Source organism: Flagellimonas sp. 2504JD1-5, from assembly GCF_053618295.1.
This window is the reverse complement of sequence record NZ_JBSIOU010000001.1, coordinates 962,530-988,564: the sequence shown is the minus strand read 5'-3', so window position 1 is coordinate 988,564 and position 26,035 is coordinate 962,530. Positions and strand designations below refer to the sequence as shown.

26 protein-coding genes are annotated in these 26,035 nt (G+C 37.3%); 8 read left to right on the top strand and 18 right to left on the bottom strand.

What is annotated here, in order from left to right; genetic code table 11:
• Together ACULLG_RS04575 and ACULLG_RS04570 are read left to right on the top strand one after the other, a co-directional pair.
• On the top strand, window positions 1–619 hold a 619-nt coding region (locus ACULLG_RS04575), incomplete at its 5' end, for an IS110 family transposase (protein ID WP_452125567.1).
• Window positions 620–673: 54 nt separating this feature from the next.
• Window positions 674–1,153, top strand: a complete 480-nt coding sequence (locus tag ACULLG_RS04570) for a transposase (protein ID WP_452125566.1) — start codon at window positions 674–676, stop codon at window positions 1,151–1,153.
• 194 nt (window positions 1,154–1,347) lie between these two features.
• On the opposite strand, the gene ACULLG_RS04565 is transcribed toward ACULLG_RS04570, so the two are convergent.
• Genes ACULLG_RS04565 through ACULLG_RS04550 form a run of 4 tightly spaced genes read right to left on the bottom strand, consistent with a single transcriptional unit; the run spans window position 1,348 to window position 3,386 of the window.
• On the bottom strand, window positions 1,348–1,815 hold the full coding sequence (locus ACULLG_RS04565; protein ID WP_452125565.1) for a DUF6730 family protein: 468 nt from the start codon (window positions 1,813–1,815) through the stop codon (window positions 1,348–1,350).
• Between the two features lie 10 nt (window positions 1,816–1,825).
• The gene (locus ACULLG_RS04560) at window positions 1,826–2,689 is read right to left on the bottom strand and encodes a relaxase/mobilization nuclease domain-containing protein (RefSeq protein WP_452125563.1); all 864 of its coding nucleotides are present in this window, start codon (window positions 2,687–2,689) and stop codon (window positions 1,826–1,828) included.
• Window positions 2,686–3,012 carry a mobilization protein MbpA gene (gene mbpA / locus ACULLG_RS04555; RefSeq protein ID WP_452125562.1) on the bottom strand — a complete coding sequence of 109 codons (327 nt, stop codon included), beginning with the start codon at window positions 3,010–3,012 and terminating at the stop codon, window positions 2,686–2,688. The genes ACULLG_RS04560 and mbpA overlap by 4 nt, the downstream gene beginning before the upstream one ends.
• A gap of 56 nt (window positions 3,013–3,068) precedes the next feature.
• On the bottom strand, window positions 3,069–3,386 hold the full coding sequence (locus tag ACULLG_RS04550) for a helix-turn-helix transcriptional regulator (RefSeq protein ID WP_452125561.1): 318 nt from the start codon (window positions 3,384–3,386) through the stop codon (window positions 3,069–3,071).
• Window positions 3,387–3,797: 411 nt separating this feature from the next.
• On the opposite strand from ACULLG_RS04550, the gene ACULLG_RS04545 reads away from it, so the two are divergent.
• Entirely contained in the window at window positions 3,798–5,018 is a 1,221-nt protein-coding gene (locus ACULLG_RS04545) for a site-specific integrase (RefSeq protein ID WP_298793343.1), read from the top strand.
• Between the two features lie 161 nt (window positions 5,019–5,179).
• Here the strand turns inward: ACULLG_RS04545 and ACULLG_RS04540 are convergent, their stop codons facing one another.
• The 7 genes from ACULLG_RS04540 to ACULLG_RS04510 all read right to left on the bottom strand — a co-directional run bounded on the left by ACULLG_RS04540 (window position 5,180) and on the right by ACULLG_RS04510 (window position 10,256).
• Window positions 5,180–5,752 (bottom strand): carboxymuconolactone decarboxylase family protein, encoded by a 573-nt coding sequence (locus ACULLG_RS04540; RefSeq protein WP_298793342.1) that lies wholly within the window; start codon window positions 5,750–5,752, stop codon window positions 5,180–5,182.
• Between the two features lie 88 nt (window positions 5,753–5,840).
• On the bottom strand, window positions 5,841–6,701 hold the full coding sequence (locus ACULLG_RS04535) for a phosphatase PAP2 family protein (RefSeq protein ID WP_298793341.1): 861 nt from the start codon (window positions 6,699–6,701) through the stop codon (window positions 5,841–5,843).
• 180 nt (window positions 6,702–6,881) lie between these two features.
• Complete coding sequence (locus ACULLG_RS04530) at window positions 6,882–7,427, bottom strand: RNA polymerase sigma factor (protein WP_190810667.1); 546 nt, start codon at window positions 7,425–7,427, stop codon at window positions 6,882–6,884.
• A gap of 58 nt (window positions 7,428–7,485) precedes the next feature.
• Window positions 7,486–7,806: a hypothetical protein gene (locus tag ACULLG_RS04525; protein ID WP_298793340.1), complete on the bottom strand. Its 321-nt coding sequence runs from the start codon at window positions 7,804–7,806 to the stop codon at window positions 7,486–7,488.
• A 249-nt stretch (window positions 7,807–8,055) separates the two neighbouring features.
• Window positions 8,056–8,544, bottom strand: coding sequence for a YHS domain-containing (seleno)protein (locus ACULLG_RS04520; RefSeq protein ID WP_298793339.1), 489 nt, complete (start codon window positions 8,542–8,544; stop codon window positions 8,056–8,058).
• A 282-nt stretch (window positions 8,545–8,826) separates the two neighbouring features.
• Complete coding sequence (locus ACULLG_RS04515; protein ID WP_452126529.1) at window positions 8,827–9,234, bottom strand: DUF1348 family protein; 408 nt, start codon at window positions 9,232–9,234, stop codon at window positions 8,827–8,829.
• A gap of 383 nt (window positions 9,235–9,617) precedes the next feature.
• Entirely contained in the window at window positions 9,618–10,256 is a 639-nt protein-coding gene (locus ACULLG_RS04510; RefSeq protein WP_190810663.1) for a peroxiredoxin, read from the bottom strand.
• Window positions 10,257–10,345: 89 nt separating this feature from the next.
• Between ACULLG_RS04510 and ACULLG_RS04505 the strand changes: the two genes are divergently transcribed.
• On the top strand, window positions 10,346–11,098 hold the full coding sequence (locus tag ACULLG_RS04505) for a LytR/AlgR family response regulator transcription factor (RefSeq protein ID WP_190810662.1): 753 nt from the start codon (window positions 10,346–10,348) through the stop codon (window positions 11,096–11,098).
• On the opposite strand, the gene ACULLG_RS04500 is transcribed toward ACULLG_RS04505, so the two are convergent.
• Window positions 11,090–12,139 (bottom strand): response regulator, encoded by a 1,050-nt coding sequence (locus tag ACULLG_RS04500; RefSeq protein WP_452125560.1) that lies wholly within the window; start codon window positions 12,137–12,139, stop codon window positions 11,090–11,092. The two genes, ACULLG_RS04505 and ACULLG_RS04500, sit on opposite strands and share 9 nt — an antisense overlap.
• On the bottom strand, window positions 12,129–17,921 hold the full coding sequence (locus tag ACULLG_RS04495; RefSeq protein ID WP_298793336.1) for an ATP-binding protein: 5,793 nt from the start codon (window positions 17,919–17,921) through the stop codon (window positions 12,129–12,131). The genes ACULLG_RS04500 and ACULLG_RS04495 overlap by 11 nt, the downstream gene beginning before the upstream one ends.
• 256 nt (window positions 17,922–18,177) lie before the next feature.
• Here ACULLG_RS04495 and ACULLG_RS04490 point away from each other — a divergent pair, with 256 nt between their 5' ends.
• The 4 genes from ACULLG_RS04490 to ACULLG_RS04475 all read left to right on the top strand — a co-directional run bounded on the left by ACULLG_RS04490 (window position 18,178) and on the right by ACULLG_RS04475 (window position 20,846).
• Window positions 18,178–18,963, top strand: coding sequence for a helix-turn-helix domain-containing protein (locus tag ACULLG_RS04490; protein ID WP_298793335.1), 786 nt, complete (start codon window positions 18,178–18,180; stop codon window positions 18,961–18,963).
• A 25-nt stretch (window positions 18,964–18,988) separates the two neighbouring features.
• On the top strand, window positions 18,989–19,132 hold the full coding sequence (locus ACULLG_RS04485) for a hypothetical protein (protein ID WP_298793334.1): 144 nt from the start codon (window positions 18,989–18,991) through the stop codon (window positions 19,130–19,132).
• 58 nt (window positions 19,133–19,190) lie between these two features.
• Window positions 19,191–19,550: a VOC family protein gene (locus ACULLG_RS04480; protein ID WP_298793333.1), complete on the top strand. Its 360-nt coding sequence runs from the start codon at window positions 19,191–19,193 to the stop codon at window positions 19,548–19,550.
• Between the two features lie 564 nt (window positions 19,551–20,114).
• Window positions 20,115–20,846, top strand: a complete 732-nt coding sequence (locus ACULLG_RS04475; protein ID WP_190810656.1) for a cysteine hydrolase — start codon at window positions 20,115–20,117, stop codon at window positions 20,844–20,846.
• Window positions 20,847–21,732: 886 nt separating this feature from the next.
• On the opposite strand, the gene ACULLG_RS04470 is transcribed toward ACULLG_RS04475, so the two are convergent.
• The 5 genes from ACULLG_RS04470 to ACULLG_RS04450 form a co-directional block, all read right to left on the bottom strand.
• Complete coding sequence (locus ACULLG_RS04470; RefSeq protein ID WP_298793332.1) at window positions 21,733–22,857, bottom strand: serine hydrolase domain-containing protein; 1,125 nt, start codon at window positions 22,855–22,857, stop codon at window positions 21,733–21,735.
• 10 nt (window positions 22,858–22,867) lie between these two features.
• On the bottom strand, window positions 22,868–23,578 hold the full coding sequence (locus tag ACULLG_RS04465) for a GNAT family N-acetyltransferase (protein WP_298793331.1): 711 nt from the start codon (window positions 23,576–23,578) through the stop codon (window positions 22,868–22,870).
• Window positions 23,575–24,534, bottom strand: coding sequence for an NAD(P)H-dependent oxidoreductase (locus tag ACULLG_RS04460; protein WP_298793328.1), 960 nt, complete (start codon window positions 24,532–24,534; stop codon window positions 23,575–23,577). Before ACULLG_RS04460 ends, ACULLG_RS04465 begins: the two co-directional genes overlap by 4 nt.
• Window positions 24,535–24,545: 11 nt before the next feature.
• Complete coding sequence (locus ACULLG_RS04455; RefSeq protein WP_298793326.1) at window positions 24,546–25,166, bottom strand: hypothetical protein; 621 nt, start codon at window positions 25,164–25,166, stop codon at window positions 24,546–24,548.
• A gap of 75 nt (window positions 25,167–25,241) precedes the next feature.
• Window positions 25,242–25,829, bottom strand: coding sequence for a Crp/Fnr family transcriptional regulator (locus ACULLG_RS04450; protein ID WP_298793324.1), 588 nt, complete (start codon window positions 25,827–25,829; stop codon window positions 25,242–25,244).
• Between the last annotated feature and the right edge of the window lie 206 nt (window positions 25,830–26,035).

Sequence of the window (26,035 nt, the reverse complement as noted above, 5' to 3'; positions counted from 1 at the left end):
CAAAGAGACCATCGGCATCGATGTGAGCAAGGCCACCCTCGATGCAAGTATCCATTCGAACAAGCGGTCGGCCACTTTCGAGAACACGGAAAAGGGAATGTCCCTTTTGGTAAAATGGGTTTTAGTCAACGTAACCATTTTAAAACATTATAAAGTTATGGAAATCAAAGAGACCATCGGCATCGATGTGAGCAAGGCCACCCTCGATGCAAGTATCCATTCGAACAAGCGGTCGGCCACTTTCGAGAACACGGAAAAGGGAATGTCCCTTTTGGTAAAATGGGTTTTGGCCAACACTGTCCATCCAAGGGCAATGATCTTCTTCGCCTTTGAACATACAGGGCTCTACTCTGAACGGCTGTCCGAATTTCTCTCGAACAATAAGCTGCCCTTCTCCATCATTCCTGGACTTGAGATCAAAAGATCCTTGGGCATATCAAGGGGAAAGGATGACAGGGTCGATGCCGAAAAAATCGCAATCTACGCCTATAGGCTCCGCGAAGAAATCCAACCCTCCCAAGTCGCCCCAAAAGAAATAAGGACCCTAAAAAAACTCCTGTCGTTACGGGAAAGACTGGTAAGGCAAAGGGCCGGTTACAAAGCCAGCCTGAAAGAGTAAAAAAAAGTGTTCGGGAAAGAAATGCCCAAACTATTGCTAGGGGTACAGAAAAAAATGATCAAGGAACTATCCGTTCAAATCAACACCATTGGAACAGAAATGGAGGCCATCATTTCCTCAGATAGGGAAATGGCCCGAAAGTTCGAACTATTGCTCTCCATCAAATGCATTGGGAATCAGGCAGCCCTGCACCTAATGGTCTTCACCGAAGGATTTACCAAGTTCAAGAACTCAAGGCAGTTTGCGTCATACTGTGGGGTGGCGCCATTTCCCAACCAATCGGGGACCAGCCTAAAGGGAAGGCCCAGGATTAGCCAGCTTGCGAACAAAAAAATGAAAAGTCTTTTGGATATGTGTGCCAAATCATCCATCAGGCACAACCTTGAAATAAGGGAATATTACCAACGTAGAGTGGCCATGGGAAAGAACAAGATGAGCACCATCAATATCATTAGGAACAAATTGTCGTCCAGGGTCTTTGCTGTGATACAAAGGGGAACCCCATACGTGAACCTTTACGGGCACATTACCTAAAACATTATTTTTCCTTCAAAACGCCCCCCACAAAAAGACGGGGCGGATTGAACGGGAAAATAATCTATAAAAAGTTGATGATTTATTTGGAAAGTCCATAGAATACTTACCCCCAACTTTTGAGCATGGATCCTATTTCAATTTTATAGTGTGCAGGCAGCTAAGCGTGAAGTAAAATTGAAATAGGGCACAACCTACCTTTGCTCTTGGTTGGCGGTTTGTTCCGACCTCCATTTCTTATAATCCTTCTTGGCATCTGGATATGCATCAAAGAATGGGAGAATGTTCTGGATGGTCTCGCTCTTTCCTTTTAGATAGGCTTCTTTTTGATAGTCATTTACCATGTTTATATGAAATAGGGCATAGCCCAAAACGGTTAAGGTACATATTGCTGTAGCACAAAAAAGACCCAATAACCATTTAGGGATTATCTTTGATTTGCTCACTTCTTGTACCAACTGATTTACAGTTATTCTTTGATCCCTAAAATGATTGTCTTGATTTTGCTTCAAGCTTGAGACTTCCTCTCGTGTTCTTGATATAATCATCTGGGTCTTTGAACCGTTCAGTTCTCGGCCCAATTCCTCCATTTTCTTTATAGAATTTTTAAATCCTTCCAATTCTTCGGTCAATACTTCTGTGATTTCATCCAATTTTGCCATGATTTTTTGTTTAGATTCCAATATCCATTCCTCTTTTGATGGTCTTTTTTATGGTATGCTTTGCAATGCTGTAGGCCATGTTCACGCTGAGTTCGGTTAACTTTCCCAGCAATAAGATGGCTTTCCCTTGATTGAGAATGATGTCTTTGTTTGCATTATTGGATAACTCCACCGCAAGTTTGCCCCCTGACATCGAACGGTGCACTTCACTTCCTTTTAGGTTATATCCCTGGTACTCAAATCGAAACCCCTGGAGCTTGTTTTGTCTATTGATACTGGGGATGACCTTTACCCCTCTCTTTTTCATCTGGAGAATGTATTGGTCAAAGCTTTGGGGCCGATGTTCTTGAATTGTTTTTATATGAAGATTCCTTATCTGTCGACGGATACTTTTTAGTTCCGCGATTTTTTCTTGTTGCACCTCCCTTACTGTAGTCAGTCCCATTTCTTTTGCAACTTGTTGGGCTGCCTGTTGGCTCCGTTTTCCAATATAGCTGTCATTGTAAGCTTTTCCATCAAAACCGATTCTGTTCATATATAAATGTATATGGGTATGCTGTTTATCTCGATGGACAAAAGCGATGGCCTGCCTTTCTTCGAGTTTCATTATGTTGATAAACCTTTGGGTCAGTTCGTTCAGCTCTTCTTTGGAAAGTTGTTTGCCATCCTCAATCGTTGGGCTCAATACAAAACTTAGGGTATTGTTCTTGCACCTACAGTTTTGGTCTTGGATGATCTTGAATTCTTGAGCAATTTCTATTGGATTCTCTCCCATTAGATGTTCCTTATAGATAATCTCGGCGTCTTTCTCTTGGTTCCATCCGTAGGAGATAGAAGCCCTTGTATGCGATATGGACTTTCCCTTCCCGATCATTTCTTGAAATTAAATAGATGGTCTTTGATTTCTTTTGCCAATTGGTTCACTTCCTCAGAGAGTTTTGGGTTTCGTTTCTTGAACATATTCCCAATCCTTATGAAATTGTTCTGGTAGTCCACGAACATTTTGTACATGGCAATCTGGTCTTCGGTAAGTCGTTCTATTATCCGGTCATCAAAGGCGGCCCTTCGGCAATACTCGCTCACAGAAAGTCCTGCTTTTCTTGCCTTGACCTTCAGCAGTTTCTGTTCATAGGTAGTACATCTGAACCTGACCGTTTTGCTCTTCACTTTTTCCTTCTTTGCGACCTTCGGGAGCAAAGCAAGATCGTTTTTGTGGCTACAAAAACACATCTTGAATTGCTTACTCAAACGGATTAATAGTTATTTTGCTTTTCATTCTTTAATAACTGCTTGTTGAACTCTTGTTCCAGATATTCATCGGACAGATTAGGCTTTCCCAGAAGCCAAGCATCTATCGTATCCTTATCAAAAAATTTCTGTCTGATATGCTTGTTGCTGCCCATTGGGATAAGCTTTAGTTGGGTTAGCTTGTAGATCTTGCTTTTTGAAAGTCCAGTGTATTTCACAAGGTCATCCACATTCATGACCTTTTTGGTATTACCCAGTAAGTACTTGATTTCTTCGAGCAGCGTTGTAATCTTGTTTTCTTCGTCCATGGCCTTGATTTTCATTTGTAATCAAATTAGCCTACCATATATGGATAGATGAGAACGGAAGCAATTTTAACGAATGGATGTTCCTGCTATTGAAGAATTACAGAAGATTTGCGCAAATCATTGTGAATAAAAGAATAATCTAGGTGAATTTATTGCCAAAAAAGAGTGTTGTACCTATGTTGTACCCGTGAAAAGAAAAAAGCCTCTCGATTTTTCGAAAGGCTTGTGTTTACTGGGCTCCCCCTCTTGGGCTCGAACCAAGGACCCTCTGATTAACAGCGTCGCCGAATGGGGTACAAGCAAATTTTAAAAATCACATATTTTATTGATTATCAGTATTTTAATAAATTTTGTTGCCAAACAAAATCAATTGAAATCAACTTTTTGCGTGCAAATTGCGTGCAAATTTTTTTATAACTTATGTTCATGAACACGAGTATAAAACTAAGTTTGGACACCCGTAGAATAACCCAAAATGGATATTTTCCTATCATTTTGAGACTGACCCATTTTAGAAAAACCACTTCGATCAAAACAGGTCATTATGTCCCAGAGGAATACTGGGATCATCACAGGTGCAAAGTAAAGAGAAATTTCCCGGATGTTGATTCGGTTCACTTGATGAATACCCTTTTATTAAAAAAACAACTCAAGGCACAAGAAGTAATCAATAGACTGGCCGACAACAATCAATTGGATAGGCTAACAGCAAAAGACATTGCCGATAAAATCGTAAATAGAAAACGGTTGAACTCGTTCTATGAGTTCGGTCTTCAAAAAGCAGAAGAGCTTATTAGGGAAAAACGGATAGGCACTGCAAGAAACTATTCCGGAATCATAGGAAGGCTAAAAGTATTTACAAACAATAGGGATTTAAAATTCAATGAACTCAATCTTGAGTTCTTAAAACGGTTTGAAAGGCACCATTTATCAAAGCCAGGCAATACCATCAATGGAATTGCATCTTACATGAGAACGATAAAGGCCATCTACAATAAAGGAATCATGGAGGGCATGGTGGATGAAACTCTATACCCTTTTAAATACTATACCATCAAAACCAAGCCGACTGAAAAAAGAGCCATTAAGATTGAAAGCATCAAGAAAATACTTGAAATGAAAACCAAGATTGGTTCCAATCATTTTCACTATCGCAACTATTTTATTCTTTCCTATCTGATGTTGGGCATGTCCTTTATTGACATGGCATTTCTGAAAAGGGAAAATATCATCGATGGTCGTGTCAAATTCCAAAGACGGAAAACAGGAAAACGCTATGATATAGTTATTACAAATCAGATCAAACCCATAATTCAATACTATATGGATTACCCCAATCCTTCTGGTTTTTTATTGCCCATCATCTATCGAGACACACTAGAGTTGCAGTACAAAGATGCCCAATGGGAACTGAGAAGGTATAATATTGGACTAAAAGAAATAGCGAAAAAGTGCGGTATCGAAGAACGTTTGACCTCCTACGTATCAAGACATAGTTTTGCAACACATGCCATGTTCAAAAAAGTTCCTTTGGAGGCAATTTCCGCGATGATGGGACATAATAAGTTAAGTACAACTCAAATCTACCTGAAATCGTTGCCGAGCAATATACTCGATACTTACCAAGCAGAACTTAACTCCATATAAAATCAGACTACGGTATGTCTCCGGTAACAGGGATTGCGATGGAATCTTTATTTGAGAGAAATCAAATGTTTAGCCGACTTGTTATAGTATATTATGTTCTTTCAAACAATACATTTTATTGTTCACCTATCTGGAATAAAATTCCAGATAGGTGATTACAATTATTTTCTCGGAATCCATAAATTACCCTGAAAAGGATGGTCAACCGGGGTTTGAGCTAAATGATCCATATAATTGGTCATCACCTTAAAACCTACTATTGTGATAACCTCGAGCATGGCCTCTTTTGTATATCCTGCATCTAAAAACTTACCGATATCTTCATTGGTAACCTGCCCTCTTTTGGTAGTTGTTGCCTTTACATATTCACTTAGGGCATTTAATTTTTTATCTGGCAATTCCCTGCCCTCACGCAAAGCATCAATATTCTCTTGGGGTACCTTGTTCATCTGCGCGATACTGGAATGTGCGGCCATACAATATTGACAATTGTTTTCATAACTTGAAGCTAGGAAGGCTATCTGTCTTTCTTTTGCCGTCAACACACTATTCTTGGTCAAAAACTTATCCCCTTCCCAATATGCATACAACAAAGCTGGATGATTGGCCATTAATCCCAATAGATTTGCTTCAAATCCATATGCGGCCTTAGCAGCCTTCAATATTGGCTTTGATGCTTCCGGTGCATTTTCAATTGTTCTAATTTTAAATTCTACATTTTCTAATGTTTCCATTTTTCTTGTTTTTAATATTACTTCAACTTTTACTTATTACTAAATCATTAATAAAATGTTCTAAACAGTCCATCGTGATAGATCATTCTTAAAAGTTCATTACCACTCCAGCTCCATTGGGCTTTAACACAAGTCGCCAAGCAATCCTCTTTTTTGCTTCTACTTTTTCATTACCGGATAAACCGCCATAGCGTTTGTCCAAATAGTTGTCAATGGCCTCCACAGTAGCAACGCTTAATACAATGCTCAAGGCAATATCCGTTAACCAATGGGCACCATTCCATAGACGCGTAAGTGGTGGAATACTACCTAATAAGTAAATCCCTCCTTTTAACCATGGGTTTTTAAATTGTTTGGCCAATGCATGTGCATTGCTAAACGCAAGTGCTGTATGTCCAGATGGAAATGAATGAAAATCTGAGTTTCGTTGAAAAGGACGAAAGTCATTTTTGTTTAACCCCGATCTTGGTCTAGCTCGACCGACTATCGATTTTGATATTTGTTGTAGAAGACCAGTGGCGGTTGCAGAGGAAATCATTAATACCCCCGTTCTTCGAATCTTATCATTTTTGGTTAGAAGCCCGGTGAAATAAACTATTCCATTAAATGCATAGTTGTTTTGTGGGTTACCATAATACCAGCCGTAATCTTTTATCAGATTAGGGATGTGTGATTCTTGTTTTATAAACCATCTATCCGCGTCGTCGTCAATGGCATATAAGCCTATGGTTCCAATTATAACTCCACCAAAGAGCCGAAGTTGATTCTCCTCCCACGAAAAGGGCCGTTTATAAGCATACCCAACACCTCCAATGATACTGTTTAAATCATAGGTGAATTTTTTCCAATTATTGTCCTCAGCTAGATTTTCATTTTTGATTTCTTGCGACGATACCGCTGTTATGCACAACCATATTACGGTTAATGTCCTGATGCATTGGATATTCATGATAGCGTGTTATTTTTTAGGTTCCCAGAAGAATATCAGGTACTCGAGATGTTACGGTTTCATTTTTTAAGCCTAGCTCTGATTCCACGTATCATTTCGATAAGTTTTATTCCCACATAGTATGCATACAATTGTAGGTTTGACCATGTTTTCCAGATGACGTCGTTGCTAAATCCCATTTCACCAATTCTTATTTAAATATTGTTGAAGCTTCTTTCGTGCTCTATGGAGCAATACCCAGCAATGTGCACGGCTTATTTGTAGTTTATCGCAAATGGCTTCCGTGCTAAAACCGTTTTGTTTAAGTTGCAATATTTGGTGTTCCCGTGTAGATAGTATTTCCATACCTGAATTGAGCACCAATTTCAAATCGTTCTCATTCATGCTATCAACTATTGGATCATGGGTGTTCTCAAACCGTTGATCAAGTTTTCTTGAAGAACTCAACCTTGATTCAATATTCTCACTGACAGAATACCTCATGCTTTTATTACTTCTATAATGGTCCGCTATTTTGTATTTTAAAATAGCAGTCAACCAAACCCGTTCGCTTGAGATCCCTTTAAACCGATGTGCTGACTTTAAAGCGGCAAGAAAAGTATCCTGAACGAAATCTTCCACCATGTCTTGTGGAAGTTTCTTATAGGCAAAACTGAAAAGATATCCTTTGTGGTTGTGTACCCAATTTTGGGGTTCTAATTGTCGAGTGGAATGATTGGATTGCATAATTGTTTGATCTATTGTAATTGGTAGTTTTTTATTAATTGAAGTCGCTCAAGTATGACTAAAGACTATTGTCAGCAAAAGGACGGACCCTTATTATGCTCTGTAATCTTTTGTTTGTTTTAAGATGCTCTATAATTGATGGGCATTGGACATAAACTTCATATTCCATCCTTCGGGCATGAGCAGCAATTCGCTCAATTAGTGCATGTATAACTTCCTCAGCTAGATATTTGGATCTTTTTGTGTTCAGCAGCAACAATTGGTTTTTATCAGCAAATCGGTATTCTATGGATGCCGTTTGACCATTGAGAATAAACTCATAAAACAACTGGTTGTCCTTACTTCTAAAAATGAGTGGAATAATGGCATTTTCATACATGATTTCTAATTTTTGCGTTCATATTCTACCTTATAAAAGTCCCTAGTTTTCACATTGTAATTATGGCTAATTATGCTATTCTGTTGTTAAATTGATCTTGTTTTGACATGGGATAAAATGTTGGTTGCTCGATTTTAACTTTTTGAAAAAAGGACAAAAAAAGAGAGTAGATGATTTATCTACTCCCTCTCTTTCAAAGACACCATGAGCTACAATAATGCTCTTACTGTTTTTGGTTTTTTAATAGTTCTAGCTCTTGAACTTTTCCATTGTTTTCCAATTCTTGTCTGCTTGGGTGATATGCTTGGTTCTGCCATCTTTTTCCCAAACTTTTACAAAATCGCCTTCTACGTTTCTTGTAAACATGTAGAGTTTTCCATGTACCACTCTGAATCTGGATGGATCCGGTTGGAATTTTGCCCCCAAGGATACTGCAAAAGCACACCAACCACCATATTGTGGCTTATATTTTGCAGGATTTGCATCAAAAGTTTCCTTCTGTTTTTTGTTGGTGAAATAATAGGCCACCCCATCAAAAGTAGATTTGTGTTTCTTGTTACCCAACTCTGCCTTTCCCATATCGATATAGGAAACTGGGCTGTACCCCTCCAAAGCAATTTTGCTGTCGTCAATGCTGTAACTATGGGATTGAGCAGAAAGTGCTCCAATACCCATAAACAGAAGAACAGCTAACCCACTAACTTGTTTGATTAAATTACGATTACTAATAGTTTTCATTTGATATACATTTTAATGTTTAATATGATTTATAAGTAAAAGTATATCGGTACGTCAACTGAAAATTTAGCGTATTAACCTTATTATTGGATACTTGCTCTTTTCTATTTGGAATTTTATTTTCTTGCTGGATCATATTCGTTTATTGAGCTAAAATATCATTGTGGAATCATTAAAATTGTGACTACAGTTAATCAAAAAAAATCAATGTTTCTGAAACAAAAAAAGCAGAATGTGAATACATCCTGCTTTGGCTCTTTTTACAATGATTACGGGTGATAGCTATAACAACCTTTCTGATTCTGAAATTGATATATCATTAATGCTTGCATACCTTTTCTGCATATATCCATCTGCATCAAATTCCCAATTTTCGTTCCCATAAGCTCTAAACCATGCACCCGATTTGTTTCGATACTCATATATAAAACGAACCGCTATTCTATTATCGGAATGTGCCCAATATTCTTTTTTCAGTTTGTATTCCAACTCGTTTTCCCATTTATTCGCCAGAAATTTTTGTATTTCTTCTCTCCCATTGATGAATTGGGAACGGTTGCGCCATTCACTATCTTTTGTATAGGCCATGGATACTTTGATTGGATCTTGACTGTTCCAAGCGTCTTCTGCAAGTTGTATTTTTAGCTCGGCACTTTGCTTATCAAATGGTGGCACTGGATTTTTTATCATTTTCATTACCTGGTGTTTTGGATCTATTTCATTCAAATAATATTGGTCGTCCGGACAACCGTTCTAACAACTAACTCAACCTACATTTAAACTCAATTTCAAATCGCTTTATCAATGAGTCAAAATATTATAGAACAAAACTCCGCTATTTCATTTTTGCAATACGTTTCAATTATGCTTTTATATTGCATAATTGCGCTTTGCTATCGTCAATCTCTGTGTATTGTCATTAAGCACCATATAGCTCTCGATAAAATTGATGGAAGATTGATTTTCGGCAAAAATTAAAGGGACATACACTCTTCAAGCTAGCATAATGCTTAAAGGAGTTGTTGAAAAGGATACCTATTCTAGCAGCAAATGACTTTGCTTTAGAACATAACCTAGTCGGTGGAAGGATTAGGAGTAAATCTAAGGTAGGAAGCTTCCTCTGAGGCTTTATACGGATACAACTTTTTGGCTTCCTCATCACTCAAAGCAACATCAACTATGACATCATCACCTTGATTCCAATTTGCAGGAGTCACAACCTGATGTTCACAGCTAAGTTGAAGCGCATCTATTACCCTAAGAATTTCATCAAAATTTCTACCTACCGACATCGGATAGGTCAAATGCAACTTTATCTTTTTGTCAGTACCAATAACAAAAACCGATCTAATGGTATGCTTTGAAGAGCTTCCTTGATGGATCATACCATATAATTGGGCAATTTCGGCACCTTCATCGGCAATTATAGGAAACCCAATTTTGACATTCATTGATTTTTCTATCTCCAATTTCCACCCATTATGTGATTCCAAACTATCTACACTTAGTGCGATCGCTTTCACATTGCGTTTGCTAAATTCCTGTTCCAATTGGGCAACGGCACCCAATTCGGTTGTGCATACTGGAGTATAATCCTCTGGATGGGAAAAAAGCAGACCCCAAGAATCCCCTAACCAATCATAAAAATCAATAGGCCCACTTGTGGTCAATGCCTTAAAATTAGGCGCATTGCTTTCCAACCCTAATTCCATTGTAAACTTCTGATTATAAGTCCTAAATTAACATAATACTTTATATTTAATTTATATTTAGAAATAAAAATTTCAAATAGTCAAATTTGGTGGAAATACGTGCAATTATAGTGGATGATGAGGAACGTCATCATAGTGTTCTTGGGAAAATGCTGAAGAATTTTTGTCCAGAAATTATTGTTGTAGGAAATGCCTATTCCATAAGTGAAGCGATTCCACTAATTGAACAGAACAAGCCGGAGCTCGTATTCTTGGATATTGAAATGCCAGGAGGTAATGGCTTTACAATTTTTGATCACTTTGAAGAACCCCCCTTTCAGGTAATATTTACCACGGCCTTTGACCTGTATGCTATAAATGCCATAAAATATGCGGCATTGGATTATTTATTAAAGCCAATCAACATTCAGGAGTTAAAAAATGCGGTTACCAGAGCGGAGAAGGTCCTTGCAAAACAAAACAGGGAAAACATCGAGAAAATACAGGCACTAAAATCAAATATTCAACTAGAGGATAGGAGTTTAACAAAAATTGCCTTAAGATCTTCTGAGGGAATTGATTTTGTTGAAGCCAAAGATGTGATCCGGGTGGAGGCCAATCAGGTATATTCAAATTTTTACCTTCAAAATGGTAAGAAAATATTAGTGTCCAAACCATTGGGGGAGTTTGAAAGTATGCTGGAATCCTGCAATTTTTTCAGGGTACATAAATCCCATATGATCAATCTTGATCACATTTCAAAATATGTTAAGGGCAAAGGAGGTTATGTGATTATGAAAGACGGTTCAAATGTTGACGTTTCCGTTCGCAAAAAAGACAAATTTCTAAAAAGGTTAATGTAGATCATTAGGGAAACATAGTGAAACTGCTGTTCCTGCAGGCGTATTCGAATTGTAAATATCCTCAATTTCCACCTTAAATTCTTTCATTTTTGCATCAAGATTAAGCAATTCCAGCCGAGCTTCTATATTTGACATGGCGATGGATTTATGCTTTTTTGGATTGATCTTTTCAGCTTGCTTTCTCCCAATACCGTTATCGGTGATTATACATAGTATCCTATTGTCTTTTTCTTTCACCGACAATGTTAATTTTCCAATTCGGTCAACTTTTCTAAGGCCGTGGACAATGGCATTTTCCAAATAGGGTTGAATAATCATTGGAGGGACCATTAGGTCTTGATAATCATCGATATCCAAAATAATTTCAAAATCAAATGAGTTGTTGAACCTGGTGCGTTCCAATCGCAGGTAGGTTTCAAGAAATTGTAGTTCTTCTTTCAGTGTAATGTATGGCACCAAAGAATTTTCAAGGTTTTGCCTCATTAATCCAGCAAATTCAGAGACATAATCTATTGCTTTTTCTGTTTCATTTGTTAGAATGAATTCCTGAATTGATGAAAGCGCATTGAAAATAAAATGCGGATTCATTTGAGAAGACAACATCTTCATTCGCGCTTGTAATGCTTCTTCCCGTTCACTTTTTATCTGCTTCTGGTGAAAACGGGAAGCAGAAATCACTGATGAAACCCTAACCTTAAGAACCAGATGGTTTATCGGCTTACTTATATAGTCCTGTGCTCCTAATGCAAAACATTTGGTTAAAGTGGTATCTTCATCTTCACCAGTTATAATTATTACGGGAAGATTCTTATACTTCGGGTGCTTTCTAATTTCCCGAAGCAAATCATAACCACTGATTCCGGGCAAGTTCACATCCAGCAATATTAAATCGAAGTGTTGCCTCTCCAGTCGCTGGAAAAGGAATTCACCTTTTGGTATAAACGAGATGCTAAATCCTTCTTCGGCCAATACGTGATTGACCTGTTCAAGGACTTGACGGTTATCGTCGACCACTAAAATGTTAGCAACGTTATTGGGCATTTATTGTATTTGATAAGAGTGTTCTCAATGCTTCATCGTCGCCCGAGTAGATTGCTTCTTCAAGTTTATTGAATTCATCCGGGGGCATGATTGAATTTAAAGGTTCAGCGGCTACAACCAGTTTTTCTGTTTCAAAAATCGGTAGTTGACCAAGTGATTGGAATGCCTCATCCATAATGCGCCTTTCTTCTTCACTCAATTTTTTAATCGCCTGATTCTTATTTTTTTCGATATCCGCAACCAGAAATTTTTTCAATACCCTAACCAGTTCAGGAAACTGAATTGGTTTGGTAAGATAATCGCAGAATCCAGAATTGAGAGCAATTTCCCTGTGTTCTGTAAAGGCATCTGCCGAAAGGCCAACAATAGGAATCTTATTGTTCATTTTGCGAATTCGTTTTACCGTTTCAAAACCATCCATGGTAGGCATATGAATATCCATGAAAACAATATCAGGATTGTATTTTTCACTGATCTTAATTCCCGTTTCACCGTCTTTTGCCAATATTATCTCTGACCCCAGTTCAGCGAAAAGTGCTCGGATCATTTCTTGATTCATGGAATTATCCTCCACCACTAGGATTTTTTTATGATCAGGAATTTTGAAATTAGACATGGAAGCTTCTTTTTCATCAACCCATGAGTTTTTAGCTTGTTCATACGGTAGATAAATCTTAAATGATGTTCCCTGTTCAACCTGACTTTTAACTTCAATCTTTCCATTTAATATTTCCACCAACTTCTTCGTAATGGTTAAACCAAGACCGGTTCCCCCAAATTTTCGGTTAATCCCCGCATCTGCCTGAATAAATGGGTTGAAGATTTGTTGCAATTGATTTTCAGGGATTCCTATTCCTTCGTCCTCTACAGAAAACACAATCCAGGAATCTTCATGTTGGACGTTTACATATACATTCTTGTTTTCGGGTGTAAACTTGATGGCATTACCTATTATGTTCATCAATATTTGCTTAAGCTTGCTGCCATCTGTATGAATATATTTGGGTACGGTTGAATTGAAATTACTTATGAGACTGACTTCCTTTACCTTACCTATACCCTTATTGATTCGGCACACAGAAGTAACAATTTGATTCAAATCGACATCTTCCTTGCTAAGAGAAAATTTCCCCGCCTCAATTTTGGAAAGGTCCAGAATATCATTGATTACTTCTGAAAGTGATTCAGCACTTTGGTGAATATTACTGAGGTATCGTTCAAACTTCTGGGTCAATTCCAAATCCTTGCTTTGATTTAAAAGAATCTGCGAGAAACCAACGATAGCATTAAGTGGTGTTCTTATCTCATGACTCATATTGGCAAGAAACTGTGTTTTGGCAGTATTGGCATTATCTGCATCGTTCTTTGCATAAAGCAGATTTTTTTCTGCCTTTTTTCTCATTTCAATTTCCTGCTGTAAGTGCTCAGTTCTTATTTTGATACGATCTTCCAATGCTTCATTTACTTTACCCAATTCCTCTTTGGATGCAGACAGTTCCTGATTCAACTCCATGGATTGCTCGTAGAGCATCGTATTTGTTATTGAAATTGCAGCTTGCGAGGCAATGATTCGAAGCACTTCTAGGTCTCCCTCTGTAAACAATCCCTTTACTTGACTGTTTTCTAAATAAAGTACCCCTACAAGGTCTTTTTGCTTCAACAATGGTAAAATGACCAAAGAGGATATCCTATTCTTTCGAAAATAACTTTCCTCAGGATAATTGTTTTTCTTGATATCATCAATACTAAGCTCCCTGGTTGTGGAGATTACATGCTCAATAATGTTAACAGGCAATTCGTCACATTCATGTAATTCAATTTCAGAAAAATCGGAAGCTTTCTTGTTATTAGTACGAACAATGGATTCTAAATAAGGGGTGTCATTTTTAATAAGTATGAGAGCACCCTTGTCTGCGCCCGCATTCTCCATAACAATATTCAATAATTGCTGCACAAGGCTTTCCAGGTTAACTTCCGCGGAAATTGCCTGTGTAGCTTTCAAAAGACTCTGAGTATCAAAACTTGCAAGTGCAGATTGGTCCTTTCGAACAAGGTTTTGCGGTTTTTTACTTGAATTTTCAGCCTGGATCAATGTTCCCCAATCTTTATAGATCCTCTTTATCTCGCGCCGTAAATACTTTGTCAAAAAACCAAAACTTTCTTGGGGCATTAATTTGTTGCCTATATGACATAACAACACCTTTATACTTATTAGACCACCTTTTTCCGCCCACTTTAATCCTTCCTCAAGTTTTATAACCGCTGTTCGGAAATCATCCTTGCACAGACTTATCAAAAAGCAAACAAGTTCATATTCGGCTTTAAAATTCTCCGGGATTTTTTCCGACAATGGCCTCATTGAATTTTGGATTGTATCCAGTTCTTTTACCAAATTTTCTTTAGAAGAATTTCCCAACATCATTTGACAGACCGCTCTAAGCACATTATTCCTAACAGCTTGGGGCTGAGTTGTGGTCAACCCAATGAATTCTTCATTTGCATTCAATAAATAAAATGCTTTTTCGTAATCCCCTTTTAGGCAATAAATTAAACTCTTAAAAACATATTGCTCGGCTAGAATAAAGAAACATTTCTTTTTTAATAATAAGTCAACTGCTTTTCTATCGGATACTTCAGTTTCATCATCATTCTCATCTTGCAAAATTGCCAAGCCATTCTTGATCAGTGTCAATTGAGCCCCAAAACATTCACTGTAACTTGCAGGCATAATTTCGATGGCTCTTTCACAATTGTTCAACACATCAAACAAGGCAGTTCCAGACAAGAGCTGATTTCTAACACTAATTCTACACAGCGTATTTAAGGATAGATAGTCCCCGGAACTCACGTATGTGGACACCCTCTTTTCCAATTCTTGCTGAAGTGACAAAAAAGGCTCATTGAAATGACCAATTAGATCATAATAACATAGAATTGTTCGGTTAACATATTTGTCCGATTTCAATTGATCCAAGATATTCCATCCTGCCTTGGCAACCTTGATTCCCAAATTGAATTCTTCAAATTTGTGTATCAACAGCGAGCCCAAGTGTACCAAAGCAAATGATGATGAATCTGCCAGTCCTTTATTTATAGTATGATTGGACATTTTAAGTACCGTCCAGATATATAAATCTTTGTTGACATAGGCTGCAGATGTTGACATGTTTGCCAAAACGTTCATTAGAGAAATATCAGATTCATCACTCATCCGTTGCTTGAAATCATCTTCCAACGTATCCGATTCCCGGGCAGTGTTCCTAAAAGCCTTGTACTCAGAGTCAATTAAATGAGCTAGATCTTTGCTATTGGCAGAAATTTTCTCTTCAAACGGAACGTCCAATAAAGCGAGTATCTCGAAACCAACATTTATACTTTCCTCATATAGTGCAAAGGCTTCATAAAAATCAAGCGTCAATTGAAGTAATTTGATTTTTTCACTTCTATCCTTTGCCAAGGACTTTGCACGAAACGCTAAATTGTTTCCTTGTTCAAAATCGTTCATCAGAAAATACGCTTTGGCTAAGCCATAGAGTAATTCAAATTCATAAGTTGGAATCCCAAATTTTTCTGCCAGCTCCAATCCAAATTCCAAAAACACTTTCGCAGAATACGAAGAGTTGGAAGCATTGGCCAGATTTCCCGCTCTCACTATCAATCCCATTGATTTCTCCACTGTATGCTTTGTCAGTAGGTCCCTTGAATTTATCAAATGTTGTACAAGTTGATTCAATTCAACAGAGTGCTTGATGCCGCTGTTTTGAAGTTTATACAAGGCGATTTTATGGTGTAATTGATCACCATTGTATTCAAACCCGGGGATTTTTAGGTCTAGTGCAACCTTTTGAATTCTTTTATGATTGAAAACAAAAGGGCCATGACTGGGATTTAATTTAGTCAACAACCCTGCTTCTGATAAAACATTTAGCAGCAAATTGATGATTTGAGGAGAGGTAGCACTGATTTCTGACAGCATGGACATATCAAATATGCCATTGTTATAAGCTGCTATTTTTAACAGTACCTGAGCCTGATATGATTGCAGTCTAATTTGATGCTCAACAATTCCGACAACATTTTCCGTTACATCTTGCAATTTTACTTGGCCCAGGCTATAATCCCATTTATTTCCTTCACGATTGAAATATAAAATATTGCTGTCATAAAGCGATTTAACCAAGTTTTTAATATGGTGGGGATTTCCATGGGTTTTGTTGTGAATTATATTTGACAAATCCCGGATGGATTCACTTTGTTCGGAAAGCATTGCTGACACCATCTTTCGCGTAGCGGATTTTGATAGCTCTTTCAGTTCAATTGTATGCGAATGCCTATCGGATTTTAAAATTTCTTTTTTTAAACGCAGCAAGGGATGATTATCGGTTAGGTGTGTCTTGTTATAGGAAAGCATGAACATGACACCGGAGATTTGTGAATTTATCAGGTGCTTTATCAAGTTCAATGATGGTTCGTCACACCATTGTGCATCATCAAAAAACAGAAGCCGTTTTAATCCCAATTGACCTAATGTGCCACAGTATCTCACAAATACATTTAGAAAACGATTTTGTGTTTCAATTGGATTTAATTTTTCTGGAGAGTCCGTAAACCCTGTTAACTCTTTTAGATCAGGTATCACATCAAACAGAAGCGAGAGGTCAGTTCCGACCCCATTTTCAAAAATTTCACTTAATTCTGAATGACTACGACCGGTTTTCATCAAAATTCTCCTTACTATATCTTGGAATGCCAAGTGAAAAGCTAAATAATCTGATGATTGAAATTGATCGGAACATGCATAACAGAATGATGCCTCTGAATCTGAAACAATATCCTTTAACTGATTGCCCAGTTTTGTTTTTCCCAATCCTTCGTCAGATTCAATAAATATTATGGAAACCGCACCCTCTCGAACTTCTTCATAGCACTCGGTCAATTGAGCCAACTCTCTATCGCGCTCGTATAGAAATGTATCTAAATTTAATGCTCCTGGATTGTGGTTCACACTTAATTCGGATAATTCTGGATGATCGCTGGACTCTAAATGTGTTTGTATTGTAACTAGATCCTTAATAATGCCAGTGGAAGATTGATATCTTTCGGATGGATTCTTACGTAACAACCCCGAAATAATCTCATAAATCCCTGTACTGCTCCAATGACAATCTTTGGATGCTTGGTAATTCTTGGTCAAGTGTTGATGCATTATGCCCTGGACATCAGCCCCATCAACGAAGTAACCGCCCGTCAACCAAAAATTCAATAATATGCCCAAGCCATAATAATCAGCTCTATAGTCTGGATTATGGTTTGTCCTTGAATTGAATTCCGGCGCTATATAACGATAGGCCAATTTGCCGTGCTCCGTTAAACTTAGACTATTATATCCTTTTCTAATGTCGCCTAAACCAATAATGATGAGATTCCCCTTTTCATCAATTGAAAAACGTTCCTCATGCATAATTCCAAAGCAATACCCAGCTTGATGAACAGCGGAAATTGATTTAGTCACCAATAATGCCAAATTCAAAAAGCGGCTGAATTCAGATTTATTCTTAGGAGCTGAAAACAAATTTTCTTTGGATGCAGGTATAGTATAGGAAAGTCTATGACCGTCGGAAATAGCAATGTCCCGGATAGAAGTATATTCAAAAAAGCCAAAATTCTCTAGCTCTTGTATTATATGCGGATCAATTTCTTCATTCAGATTTTCTTCGACCAAATACCTGTTGGACTGAACATCTTTCCTTGGATCCACATGCAGTGTTTTCGGCGCTATCATAGCCTTTCATTTAGACTTCAAAGTAGTGAATTTATAATAAAACTAGGGTACGTTAAGAAGTTTAACTGCTACGTTAAGAAGATCGTTTTTGAGCGATCATGATCTCATTTTGGCTCTTTTTCAAATGATTTCCGCCAGATCCTACGCTTATTAGAAAAGTGCCTACGCTTATATACTTCCACTGGGAATGCCCTTAAAGCTATACTAGTTTTGAATCAATGAAACGATAAACCAGACATTCAATAAATCTACTACCATGGAATACGTAAAGAAACTTAAAGAGATTATAAAGGAGAAGCAAACAGTAAGAACATTGGCTCACAAGAAATCCGTTTTTCTATTTCTAATAAACAATCGGGGAAATGGGCAAAAATCTAATGCAGTCAATAAAGATTATCAATTTATCTTTCAATTGGAGGTGGCAGATTCCCATACCACAGAAGGACCTTTAGTCCTAGGAATATACAATGGTGTATTTGGTAAGATGGACTTGGATCTTGATTATGACAGCTTTCAAAAGCAATCTTTTTTAGATGATGCCCTAAGCAACCAATTGGCCATTTATTTAACTCAAGAGCTTTTATACCGTCCTTACGATGACAAATGGTACTTGGAGAATATGGTGATCACTATGGCTGACTATTTGGTCAAACAGACTTCACGGAATCTCTCCAATAATGATGAACTAAAGATGGGCATAACCCCATTCCAGATGCAGAAAATAAAGCATCATATCACTGAAAATATAGATCACCAAATAAGTACAACGGATTTGGCATCATTGGTAAAGTTAAGTGTCCACCATTTTATTCGAATGTTCAAGAGGACCACAGGAGAAACCCCGCAACAGTTTACCAAACGATTAAAGATGCAGCGCGCAAAAGAATTGTTGTTATACTCTGAAGACAATATTATCCAGGTTGGCATGGGTGTTGGTTGTGACAATGCAAGTCATTTTACCCAACTTTTCAAGAGCAGTTATGGAATAACGCCTTTGAGATTCAGGAAAGCACATCGGCAAATGGCTCTTGCGGCATCATAAGCTGTCAATCATTAAACAAGAGGATATGGAGTACTATGGAAACAGCCGCGAAATGAACAAAAACAAATTCAAAATGGTCAATGTTGAAGAGGATTTTACCATGCTCATGAAGCGGATTAAAAGTCATATTGAAGAATCAAAATCCGATTGGATCATTTGTTTGAATTAGACTCGAATAGAAATTGATTGTTTGGATAAAGAACTTAATCATCAAAGAATTTACAATTATGAAAATCAATGAGATAGTAGCGGCAATTCCCATAAATGACGTGATTAGAGCTAAAGATTTCTATGGGAACACGCTTGGCTTCACACTGGATTTGCTAAGCAAAAGCTTAGATATGTACTGGGCCAAGAAAGGGAATGGAAAGTTTCTTCTATATAAAAGAAACGATAAAAACCAGGCAGAACATACTGCTATTAGTTTTACTGTTGAAAACATTGAAGAAGCCATAATTGAGCTTGAAGAAAAGGGTGTGGAGTTTTTTGAATCCCAAGGGCAAAAAATTTACAATCTCGACGGTAGCTTGTCCGCTTGGTTTCAGGATTCAGAAGGAAATAACTTGGAAATAAGTGAAAGGCCCTAAGCTTCCCCATGTTTATAAATATGATAGTACTACCATTCTATATGCGCAATAAGAACCTGTTCACTTTGTAAATAAAAGACTATGAATATCATAAATACAATATCAAACAGCCTAGCAACATATTTTCACAGTAGGTTGAAGAAATCCTATCGAAAAAGCAAGAATTACAATAACAACAACTATTGTGATCACAGTGCCCAATCAGAATTTTATTGTGACGAAAATGGTTGGTTTGTTTGAAAATAGCAATAATCATTTTAATCTCGAGCTTCTACAAAACTTCCTACCCTAATTAATTCCCTTCCATGAAAATCACCTTTGGACACCTCCTTAGGTGATTTACCATTTTTACCTCTACAGACTTCGAAATCAAAGAGTCAATAATCAAAGAGCGATAATAGAACATCCCAGCCAAGATTGCACAATTCTGGCCAGTTATACGGCCTACTTTTGGATTAAATAACAATTAGGATGTGTCCGAAGGCATGTTCTCAAAAGCGCAATAAAATGTCGCTTTAAAACATATTGAAAATCAAATAATCGTTTAACGTAAAATCAAGAAAAATGAAAAACAGATTAACAAAAACATTATTAATTCTAGCTGTAATAATGGGCTCAAGTTTCAAATTGAGTGCCCAGATACCAGACCCAGGATTCAAAGTTGATGAAACTACCGCAATTGTAATTACCGACCCTCAAAATGACTTTTTAAGTCCTCAAGGAGTCACATGGGGTGTTATTGGCGAAAGTGTTATGAAAAACAATACCGTTGAAAACTTGGAGACATTGTTCAAAATTGCAGAAGCCAATGGAATCAAAGTATTTATTTCTCCTCATTATTACTATGAACATGACCATAAATGGCAATTTGAAGGAGCACTTGAAAAATTAATGCATGACATAGGTATGTTTGACCGTGGGGATCAATTGAACAAAAAAGGTTTTGAAGGGTCTGGTGCCGATTGGTTACCCCGATATAAAAAGTACATCGACAAGGACTTTGTTACGGTGGTTGGTCCGCACAAAGTATACGGTCCTGAACAAAATGATCTTTCTCTTCAATTGAGAAAACAGAAAATTGATAAGATTGTTTTAGCAGGAATGTCAGGTAACCTTTGTGTAGAATCACATTTAAGGGAACTACTGGAAGATGGTTTTGAAGTAGCTGTTGTTAAGGATGCCACTGCTTCCGCAGTTGCGCCTGGTTACGATGGCAATACAGCTGCAGAAATTAATTATAGATTTGTGGCTAGTCACGTATACACCACCAAAGAATTTGAAGCTCTTTTTAGATAGATTAAATTTTTGAAGGGATAATATTTTGATATCGAGGGACGGGGATAATTTCTCCGTCCTTTTTTATAAAATCAAACCCAATAAAAAAGCAATATATCCTAAATAGTATCCCCAAATCAAATATGTTTTACAATCAAAGAGGCGAACGTAGCAAGGCGAAGTGCTGCAAGCGTCCCAAACCTTACACAAACTAATTTACTGAGCGAGGCAAAAGTTCCATTAAAAGCAAAAATGGGTCAATTTTATTCTCTTTTTTTAGGGCTTTCGAGACGTTTTGACCCAATTCACAAAAAACATTGATTGGAAAACGGTTAGTTCACTGTGTTCTTGAACCAACCAAAAAAGCATCATTTCTTTATTCGTGGTTTTTCTGTTTTTACTGTAAACTTTTTCAATGTTTTTAGGGGTTTCAAGGGTTTTTACAGTAAAAAAATGAAAATTCATTCATGAGAATGAACTGACTAAAGCCCTAATTTCACTGGCCTTTTGGCCAGAAATCGGAAAACGTAGCACCGGCTTGCCGTGCTACCCTCTCGCTTTACATTTCTCGTCCTGCTGGCAGGACAAAAAATGTAAACACTGGGTGCCTTTCACATCAACCATATTTATCTAAAACATTGCAAATTTCATTGATTCTTAAAGTTTAAAGAAAATGAGAATGTTGGACATAAAGTATGAAGCTGTTTAACATTAATTGAAATCAAAATGCTATAGAAACAGAATATGAGCATCGAACTGTCCTATAAAAGAGAATTAACAATACTACCAAAAGAGACCGTGTTTGGGACTCTGTAGATCAAAGGTTATGGCATCAGACAAAGAGACCAGTAAAAAGGACCATGTTTAAAGACCCCCTCTTTAATTTATAAAATACATTTTAGAATGACTATTTTAAATTTTTGAACAAAGAATCAACCAACTCATAAACATAAAAAGAAGGCATAGCCTGTGAAATGCAGTATGAAAGCACTGTATTGGTACTTGGACTGTATCCAATGTAAGTCCCGTAAAATCCATAATGACCATAGTAGGTTTCTCCATTGTAAATAGATTTATAAACTCCAAGTCCGTAAGGCAGATGATCCTTAATAGTTGCTTTTGCCTTTATCATTTTTTGTAATGATTTTTCTGAGATCAGCTTGTTATCGAACAAAGCCTCCATAAAAGTAGCCAAGTCTTGATGCGTACTTACCAATCCACCCCCTGACCAATCAAATGAAGTGTTCACACTATTGAAATTGATGGCTCCTACATATTGATGTATCCGACTTTCCTTGGTTTCAGTTGTCTCATAAAACTCGAAATAAGTGTCCTTTAAATCTAAGGGATGCAGAATCCGGTCACGCATGGACTGGGACAATAATTTTTCATCCAATTTTTCAATTAATAGGCCCAACAGCACATAGTTCATATCGGAATAGTGCCAACCTTCATCAGGTTTGAATTTGGCTTCTTTGTTGAGCCCGTATTCAAAATATAAATTGACAATGTTTCTTGGCCGATACTGTTGTTCAGGTTCCCTCATAACCATACTGAAGAAAGCCTCCTGCCTATCATTAAAAATATCTGCCAGACCACTTCTGTGGGATAAAAGTTGTTTTATGGTCATTGCTTTCGAAAAACTTGTACTCCTCTGGCTCAAATTCGTCGAATCCTGATAAAAATGAAAGTCATCCAGTCGCAAAAAATCGATATCCGTTAGGTAAGGATACATTTTATCCTCAAGCTGGAGCTTACCTTCTTCCTCAAGTTGCAATATTATCGTTGCTATAAATAATTTGGTGCTACTTGCAATTCTAAATAGGTCCGTAGTCTTGGCTTTCTCTCCATTTTTTCGCCGCAGTCCGACGGCTTCGTCTACAATCACGCTATCATTGGTTTTTACATAAACGGAAATGCTATGCACAGGGTTCTCTGATGAGGAATCAAGTTTACTTCCCAATAACTGATTGATATCTTGTGCATTGGCGTAGAACATAGTGCCGAACATGACTAATAATATATATTTCATAATATCTTACTTAAATGACGTAGGACTTTAAATACCCACGGTTTTGAAAACCCAGCTTATTGTAGATAGGTGAACCCAATTTTGAAGCCACCAAATGCACTTGTTCGCTTTTATTTTTAGTTGCTTGATACAATAAATGCTCTGTCATCGTTTTGCCCAGACCTAAACCTCGGAAGCCCTTTCTTGTCCCTATCATGTGCAACCCGGAATCCTTGTTGGAATCCAAAAACAGAATTCCACAGCTTACGTAGTTGTCTTTGTATCTCCCAATAAACAGCGTCGTCCTGTTTTCACCAATAAGTCCTGAAAGAGAAGATGGATAAATGTTATAACCAAAAGCCTCTGAAGCAATATTGGTAAATACTTTGATATCTTCTTGGTTTCTGACCCTGTCAATGTTCTTTGATGCCGAAAACGACATGGAAGGTTTCAACAGCAAAGTCATTCCGTCTACAATAGAACTTATTTGAAAACCTTTGTTTTCCATGTCCTCCCAAATGCCATCTCCTTCTTCCACAGCAATCGAATGGGGCATTCCTTTTAATTGGATTGTTTGCTTCAGTAGTCCGATATCAGGATTTGCCAAGTTAAATATTCTAGACGGCCAAGTGAAATTTTTCGCCGAAATTGTGGAATAACCACTATCACATGAAAAGTAATTTCCGGCTTCACCTAGGTATTTCCAAAACTCAAATTGGTGAGCTATAGCTTTAGATTTCATGGCTCAGCAAATTCAACGTTTGATGCTTCTATCAAAGCCGCGGAATCTTCATAAAATCTATATTCCTTGATCATTTCGTCTTCGACCAAACACCATTGTGCCCAATTGCTATTGAACAATTTTCCTGAGCTTTTTATTAAGTGTGAAAATGTTCCCTTGGACACTACCATATTTCCTTCAGCTTCAACCACCGTGTCCACCGTAAAATCCTTGGTGTCAAATAGAGTAACTATGTTCTTGAGAAATTGTTTTGCCTCTTCACGTGTTCGGTAAATTCCATGAAGTTGCTCCGTTGAACGTTCTTCCTCCTTTACACTAACTATATAGCAGTCAGGGTGAAATGTGCGCAGTACTGCCTCCAAATCTCCTCTTTGGAATGCTTTAAAGTAGTTTTGCACAACTTCTTTGTTGCTTTTTAATTCCGCATCTTCACCAACGAATGCCTTAAATCTGCGATCGACCAATCTTAGTTCTTCCTCCTTTATAATGGTATTTGAGGTAGTATCGAAGTTTTCGTTAAAACTACCCAATGAATAGGTGCCTCGTAGAATGCCGCCCCATAGAGGAACCAATTTGGCCAATATTGCCAAATGCGTCTTGGCCCCTGTAGCACCTGGAGAAGTGCTAATCAATAAGACAGGCTTGTCATTGAAGAATCGCTGGGCAATGACAGAAAGCCAGTCTATTGTATTTTTTAGAAAAGCTGAGGGTAATCCATTATGTTCTGGAGAGGCAATGATAAATCCTTCACTCTCCTCAAACATTTGATGTAAATCTTGAATTTGCTGTGGTATTCCACCTTGCTGTATCCTTTGGGAATAGATTGGCGCGTCGAACTTTTTTAGGTCTATGAACCTAATGTCATAATCAGAATACCTTTGAATTATTGATTGAACAAGTTTTTCGTTGATTGAATCTGGATTGTTACTTCCAGAAAAGGCTAATACTTTTTTCATGATTGCACTTTTTAATAGTTATACTTTAAGGCGAAGCCGAAGTTTTCCAATGTCTTTTCAGCTTTTTTAAATTGATCGAGATTAAATGCCAGACCCGCTTGAAATCCAGCTTTCTTAATTCCTACCCTTATCTGTTGAATCCCTCTATCCAAGTATTTCAGGTCGGTATTAAATACCGTAAATAGACTCGTGAAGAATTCTGTTCCTTCATTTATAGGTCTAGTGTACTGAAAGCTTAGTGATTGCTCCAGTGTAAATCCATTTTGATAGGTACTGCCGACTACATAAGTTGCTTTAAAACTTGGGGTGTTAAGCGAGTATTGAGCAGTTCCGGTAAGGAAGCCCCCCGGATTTTTAACACCAAAAGCAATATTTGTTTTGAAAGACTGACTCAGAGAATACGACAACGTATTTCTAACAAAAAATATATTGTTGTCTTCATTGCCATATTCCGTGTCAAAAAGGGTCACATTGTTAACCGACCAATTTTCTGATAACGAATAATCCATCAGATGTTGATACGATACTGCGCGATTACCGAAAGTTACTTCCGGGGTAAACTTAGTATCTTGGGAAAAGGAACTAAAGATACTCAGTATCGTAAATTGAATCAAAAGAATTGTTCGTTTCATGACCCTATAAATACTTATGGGTCAAAACTATATACAGGAAAAAAGAATAAACTTAAGGTACCTTAAGAAAGAAGGTCAAGAGTGTTTTTTTCGGAGATGACTCAGAAATTCAGGAGTAATGCCCAAGTATGAAGCAATAATATATTGGGGCACCCTTTGCTCAATATCCCTATACGTTTTTCTGAAATCTTTATATCTGGTATATGCTTGATCACTCATGCTGTCTATTATCCTTTCTTGAACGGCAACATAGGCACTTTGTATTTTAATTCGGAAGAAATGAGAGATTCCTGGGACATCGTAATACAGCTTTTCCAGTTTGAGTCTTGGCAATTGTAACAATTTGGTTTTCTCCAAAGCTTCAACATACATTCTAGATTTTTTTCTGCTCAAATAGCTATATAAATCATTAATCCACCATTGTTCAATCCCCAATTGCAAAGTATGCTCTTGGGCATTTTCATCTAAATAATAACTTCTCATGCAACCTTTAACTATAAAGTTCATTGTGTTGGAAGTTTCCCCTGGCTGAATTAAGAACTCTTTTTTATTAAGTTCTTTGAATTCAATAATTTCAGATATTTTTTTAATGTCATTTTCGGTTAAATCAACATCTTTATTTACATGATTAATAAATACATCAATGTGATTTTCGTTTGTCATTTGCCAAATGTTTCGTTATAATCGATTCAATTTAAGCTATATACTTTACTTTCATTTTAAATATTTGCTAAAACCGACATGGAATGATCAACAGTTCCAATAGGAGGTAGTCAACCCTTGAATATCAGAACAAATCTGAGAATTGCCCATTCCAACCCATTGTCTCACCAATTTTGATCTCAGAAAGGTATCGTGAAAAGGATTGT

Bases quoted from the DNA above. Each gene is read 5' to 3' on its own strand.
- ACULLG_RS04570 (WP_452125566.1), top strand. From the start codon at position 674: ATGATCAAGGAACTATCCGTTCAAATCAACACCATTGGAACAGAAATG.
- ACULLG_RS04565 (WP_452125565.1), bottom strand. From the start codon at position 1,815: ATGGCAAAATTGGATGAAATCACAGAAGTATTGACCGAAGAATTGGAA.
- ACULLG_RS04560 (WP_452125563.1), bottom strand. From the start codon at position 2,689: ATGATCGGGAAGGGAAAGTCCATATCGCATACAAGGGCTTCTATCTCC.
- ACULLG_RS04550 (WP_452125561.1), bottom strand. From the start codon at position 3,386: ATGAAAATCAAGGCCATGGACGAAGAAAACAAGATTACAACGCTGCTC.
- ACULLG_RS04545 (WP_298793343.1), top strand. From the start codon at position 3,798: ATGAACACGAGTATAAAACTAAGTTTGGACACCCGTAGAATAACCCAA.
- ACULLG_RS04540 (WP_298793342.1), bottom strand. From the start codon at position 5,752: ATGGAAACATTAGAAAATGTAGAATTTAAAATTAGAACAATTGAAAAT.
- ACULLG_RS04535 (WP_298793341.1), bottom strand. From the start codon at position 6,701: ATGAATATCCAATGCATCAGGACATTAACCGTAATATGGTTGTGCATA.
- ACULLG_RS04530 (WP_190810667.1), bottom strand. From the start codon at position 7,427: ATGCAATCCAATCATTCCACTCGACAATTAGAACCCCAAAATTGGGTA.
- ACULLG_RS04525 (WP_298793340.1), bottom strand. From the start codon at position 7,806: ATGTATGAAAATGCCATTATTCCACTCATTTTTAGAAGTAAGGACAAC.
- ACULLG_RS04520 (WP_298793339.1), bottom strand. From the start codon at position 8,544: ATGAAAACTATTAGTAATCGTAATTTAATCAAACAAGTTAGTGGGTTA.
- ACULLG_RS04515 (WP_452126529.1), bottom strand. From the start codon at position 9,234: ATGATAAAAAATCCAGTGCCACCATTTGATAAGCAAAGTGCCGAGCTA.
- ACULLG_RS04510 (WP_190810663.1), bottom strand. From the start codon at position 10,256: ATGGAATTAGGGTTGGAAAGCAATGCGCCTAATTTTAAGGCATTGACC.
- ACULLG_RS04500 (WP_452125560.1), bottom strand. From the start codon at position 12,139: ATGCCCAATAACGTTGCTAACATTTTAGTGGTCGACGATAACCGTCAA.
- ACULLG_RS04495 (WP_298793336.1), bottom strand. From the start codon at position 17,921: ATGATAGCGCCGAAAACACTGCATGTGGATCCAAGGAAAGATGTTCAG.
- ACULLG_RS04490 (WP_298793335.1), top strand. From the start codon at position 18,178: ATGGAATACGTAAAGAAACTTAAAGAGATTATAAAGGAGAAGCAAACA.
- ACULLG_RS04485 (WP_298793334.1), top strand. From the start codon at position 18,989: ATGGAGTACTATGGAAACAGCCGCGAAATGAACAAAAACAAATTCAAA.
- ACULLG_RS04480 (WP_298793333.1), top strand. From the start codon at position 19,191: ATGAAAATCAATGAGATAGTAGCGGCAATTCCCATAAATGACGTGATT.
- ACULLG_RS04475 (WP_190810656.1), top strand. From the start codon at position 20,115: ATGAAAAACAGATTAACAAAAACATTATTAATTCTAGCTGTAATAATG.
- ACULLG_RS04470 (WP_298793332.1), bottom strand. From the start codon at position 22,857: ATGAAATATATATTATTAGTCATGTTCGGCACTATGTTCTACGCCAAT.
- ACULLG_RS04465 (WP_298793331.1), bottom strand. From the start codon at position 23,578: ATGAAATCTAAAGCTATAGCTCACCAATTTGAGTTTTGGAAATACCTA.
- ACULLG_RS04460 (WP_298793328.1), bottom strand. From the start codon at position 24,534: ATGAAAAAAGTATTAGCCTTTTCTGGAAGTAACAATCCAGATTCAATC.
- ACULLG_RS04455 (WP_298793326.1), bottom strand. From the start codon at position 25,166: ATGAAACGAACAATTCTTTTGATTCAATTTACGATACTGAGTATCTTT.
- ACULLG_RS04450 (WP_298793324.1), bottom strand. From the start codon at position 25,829: ATGACAAACGAAAATCACATTGATGTATTTATTAATCATGTAAATAAA.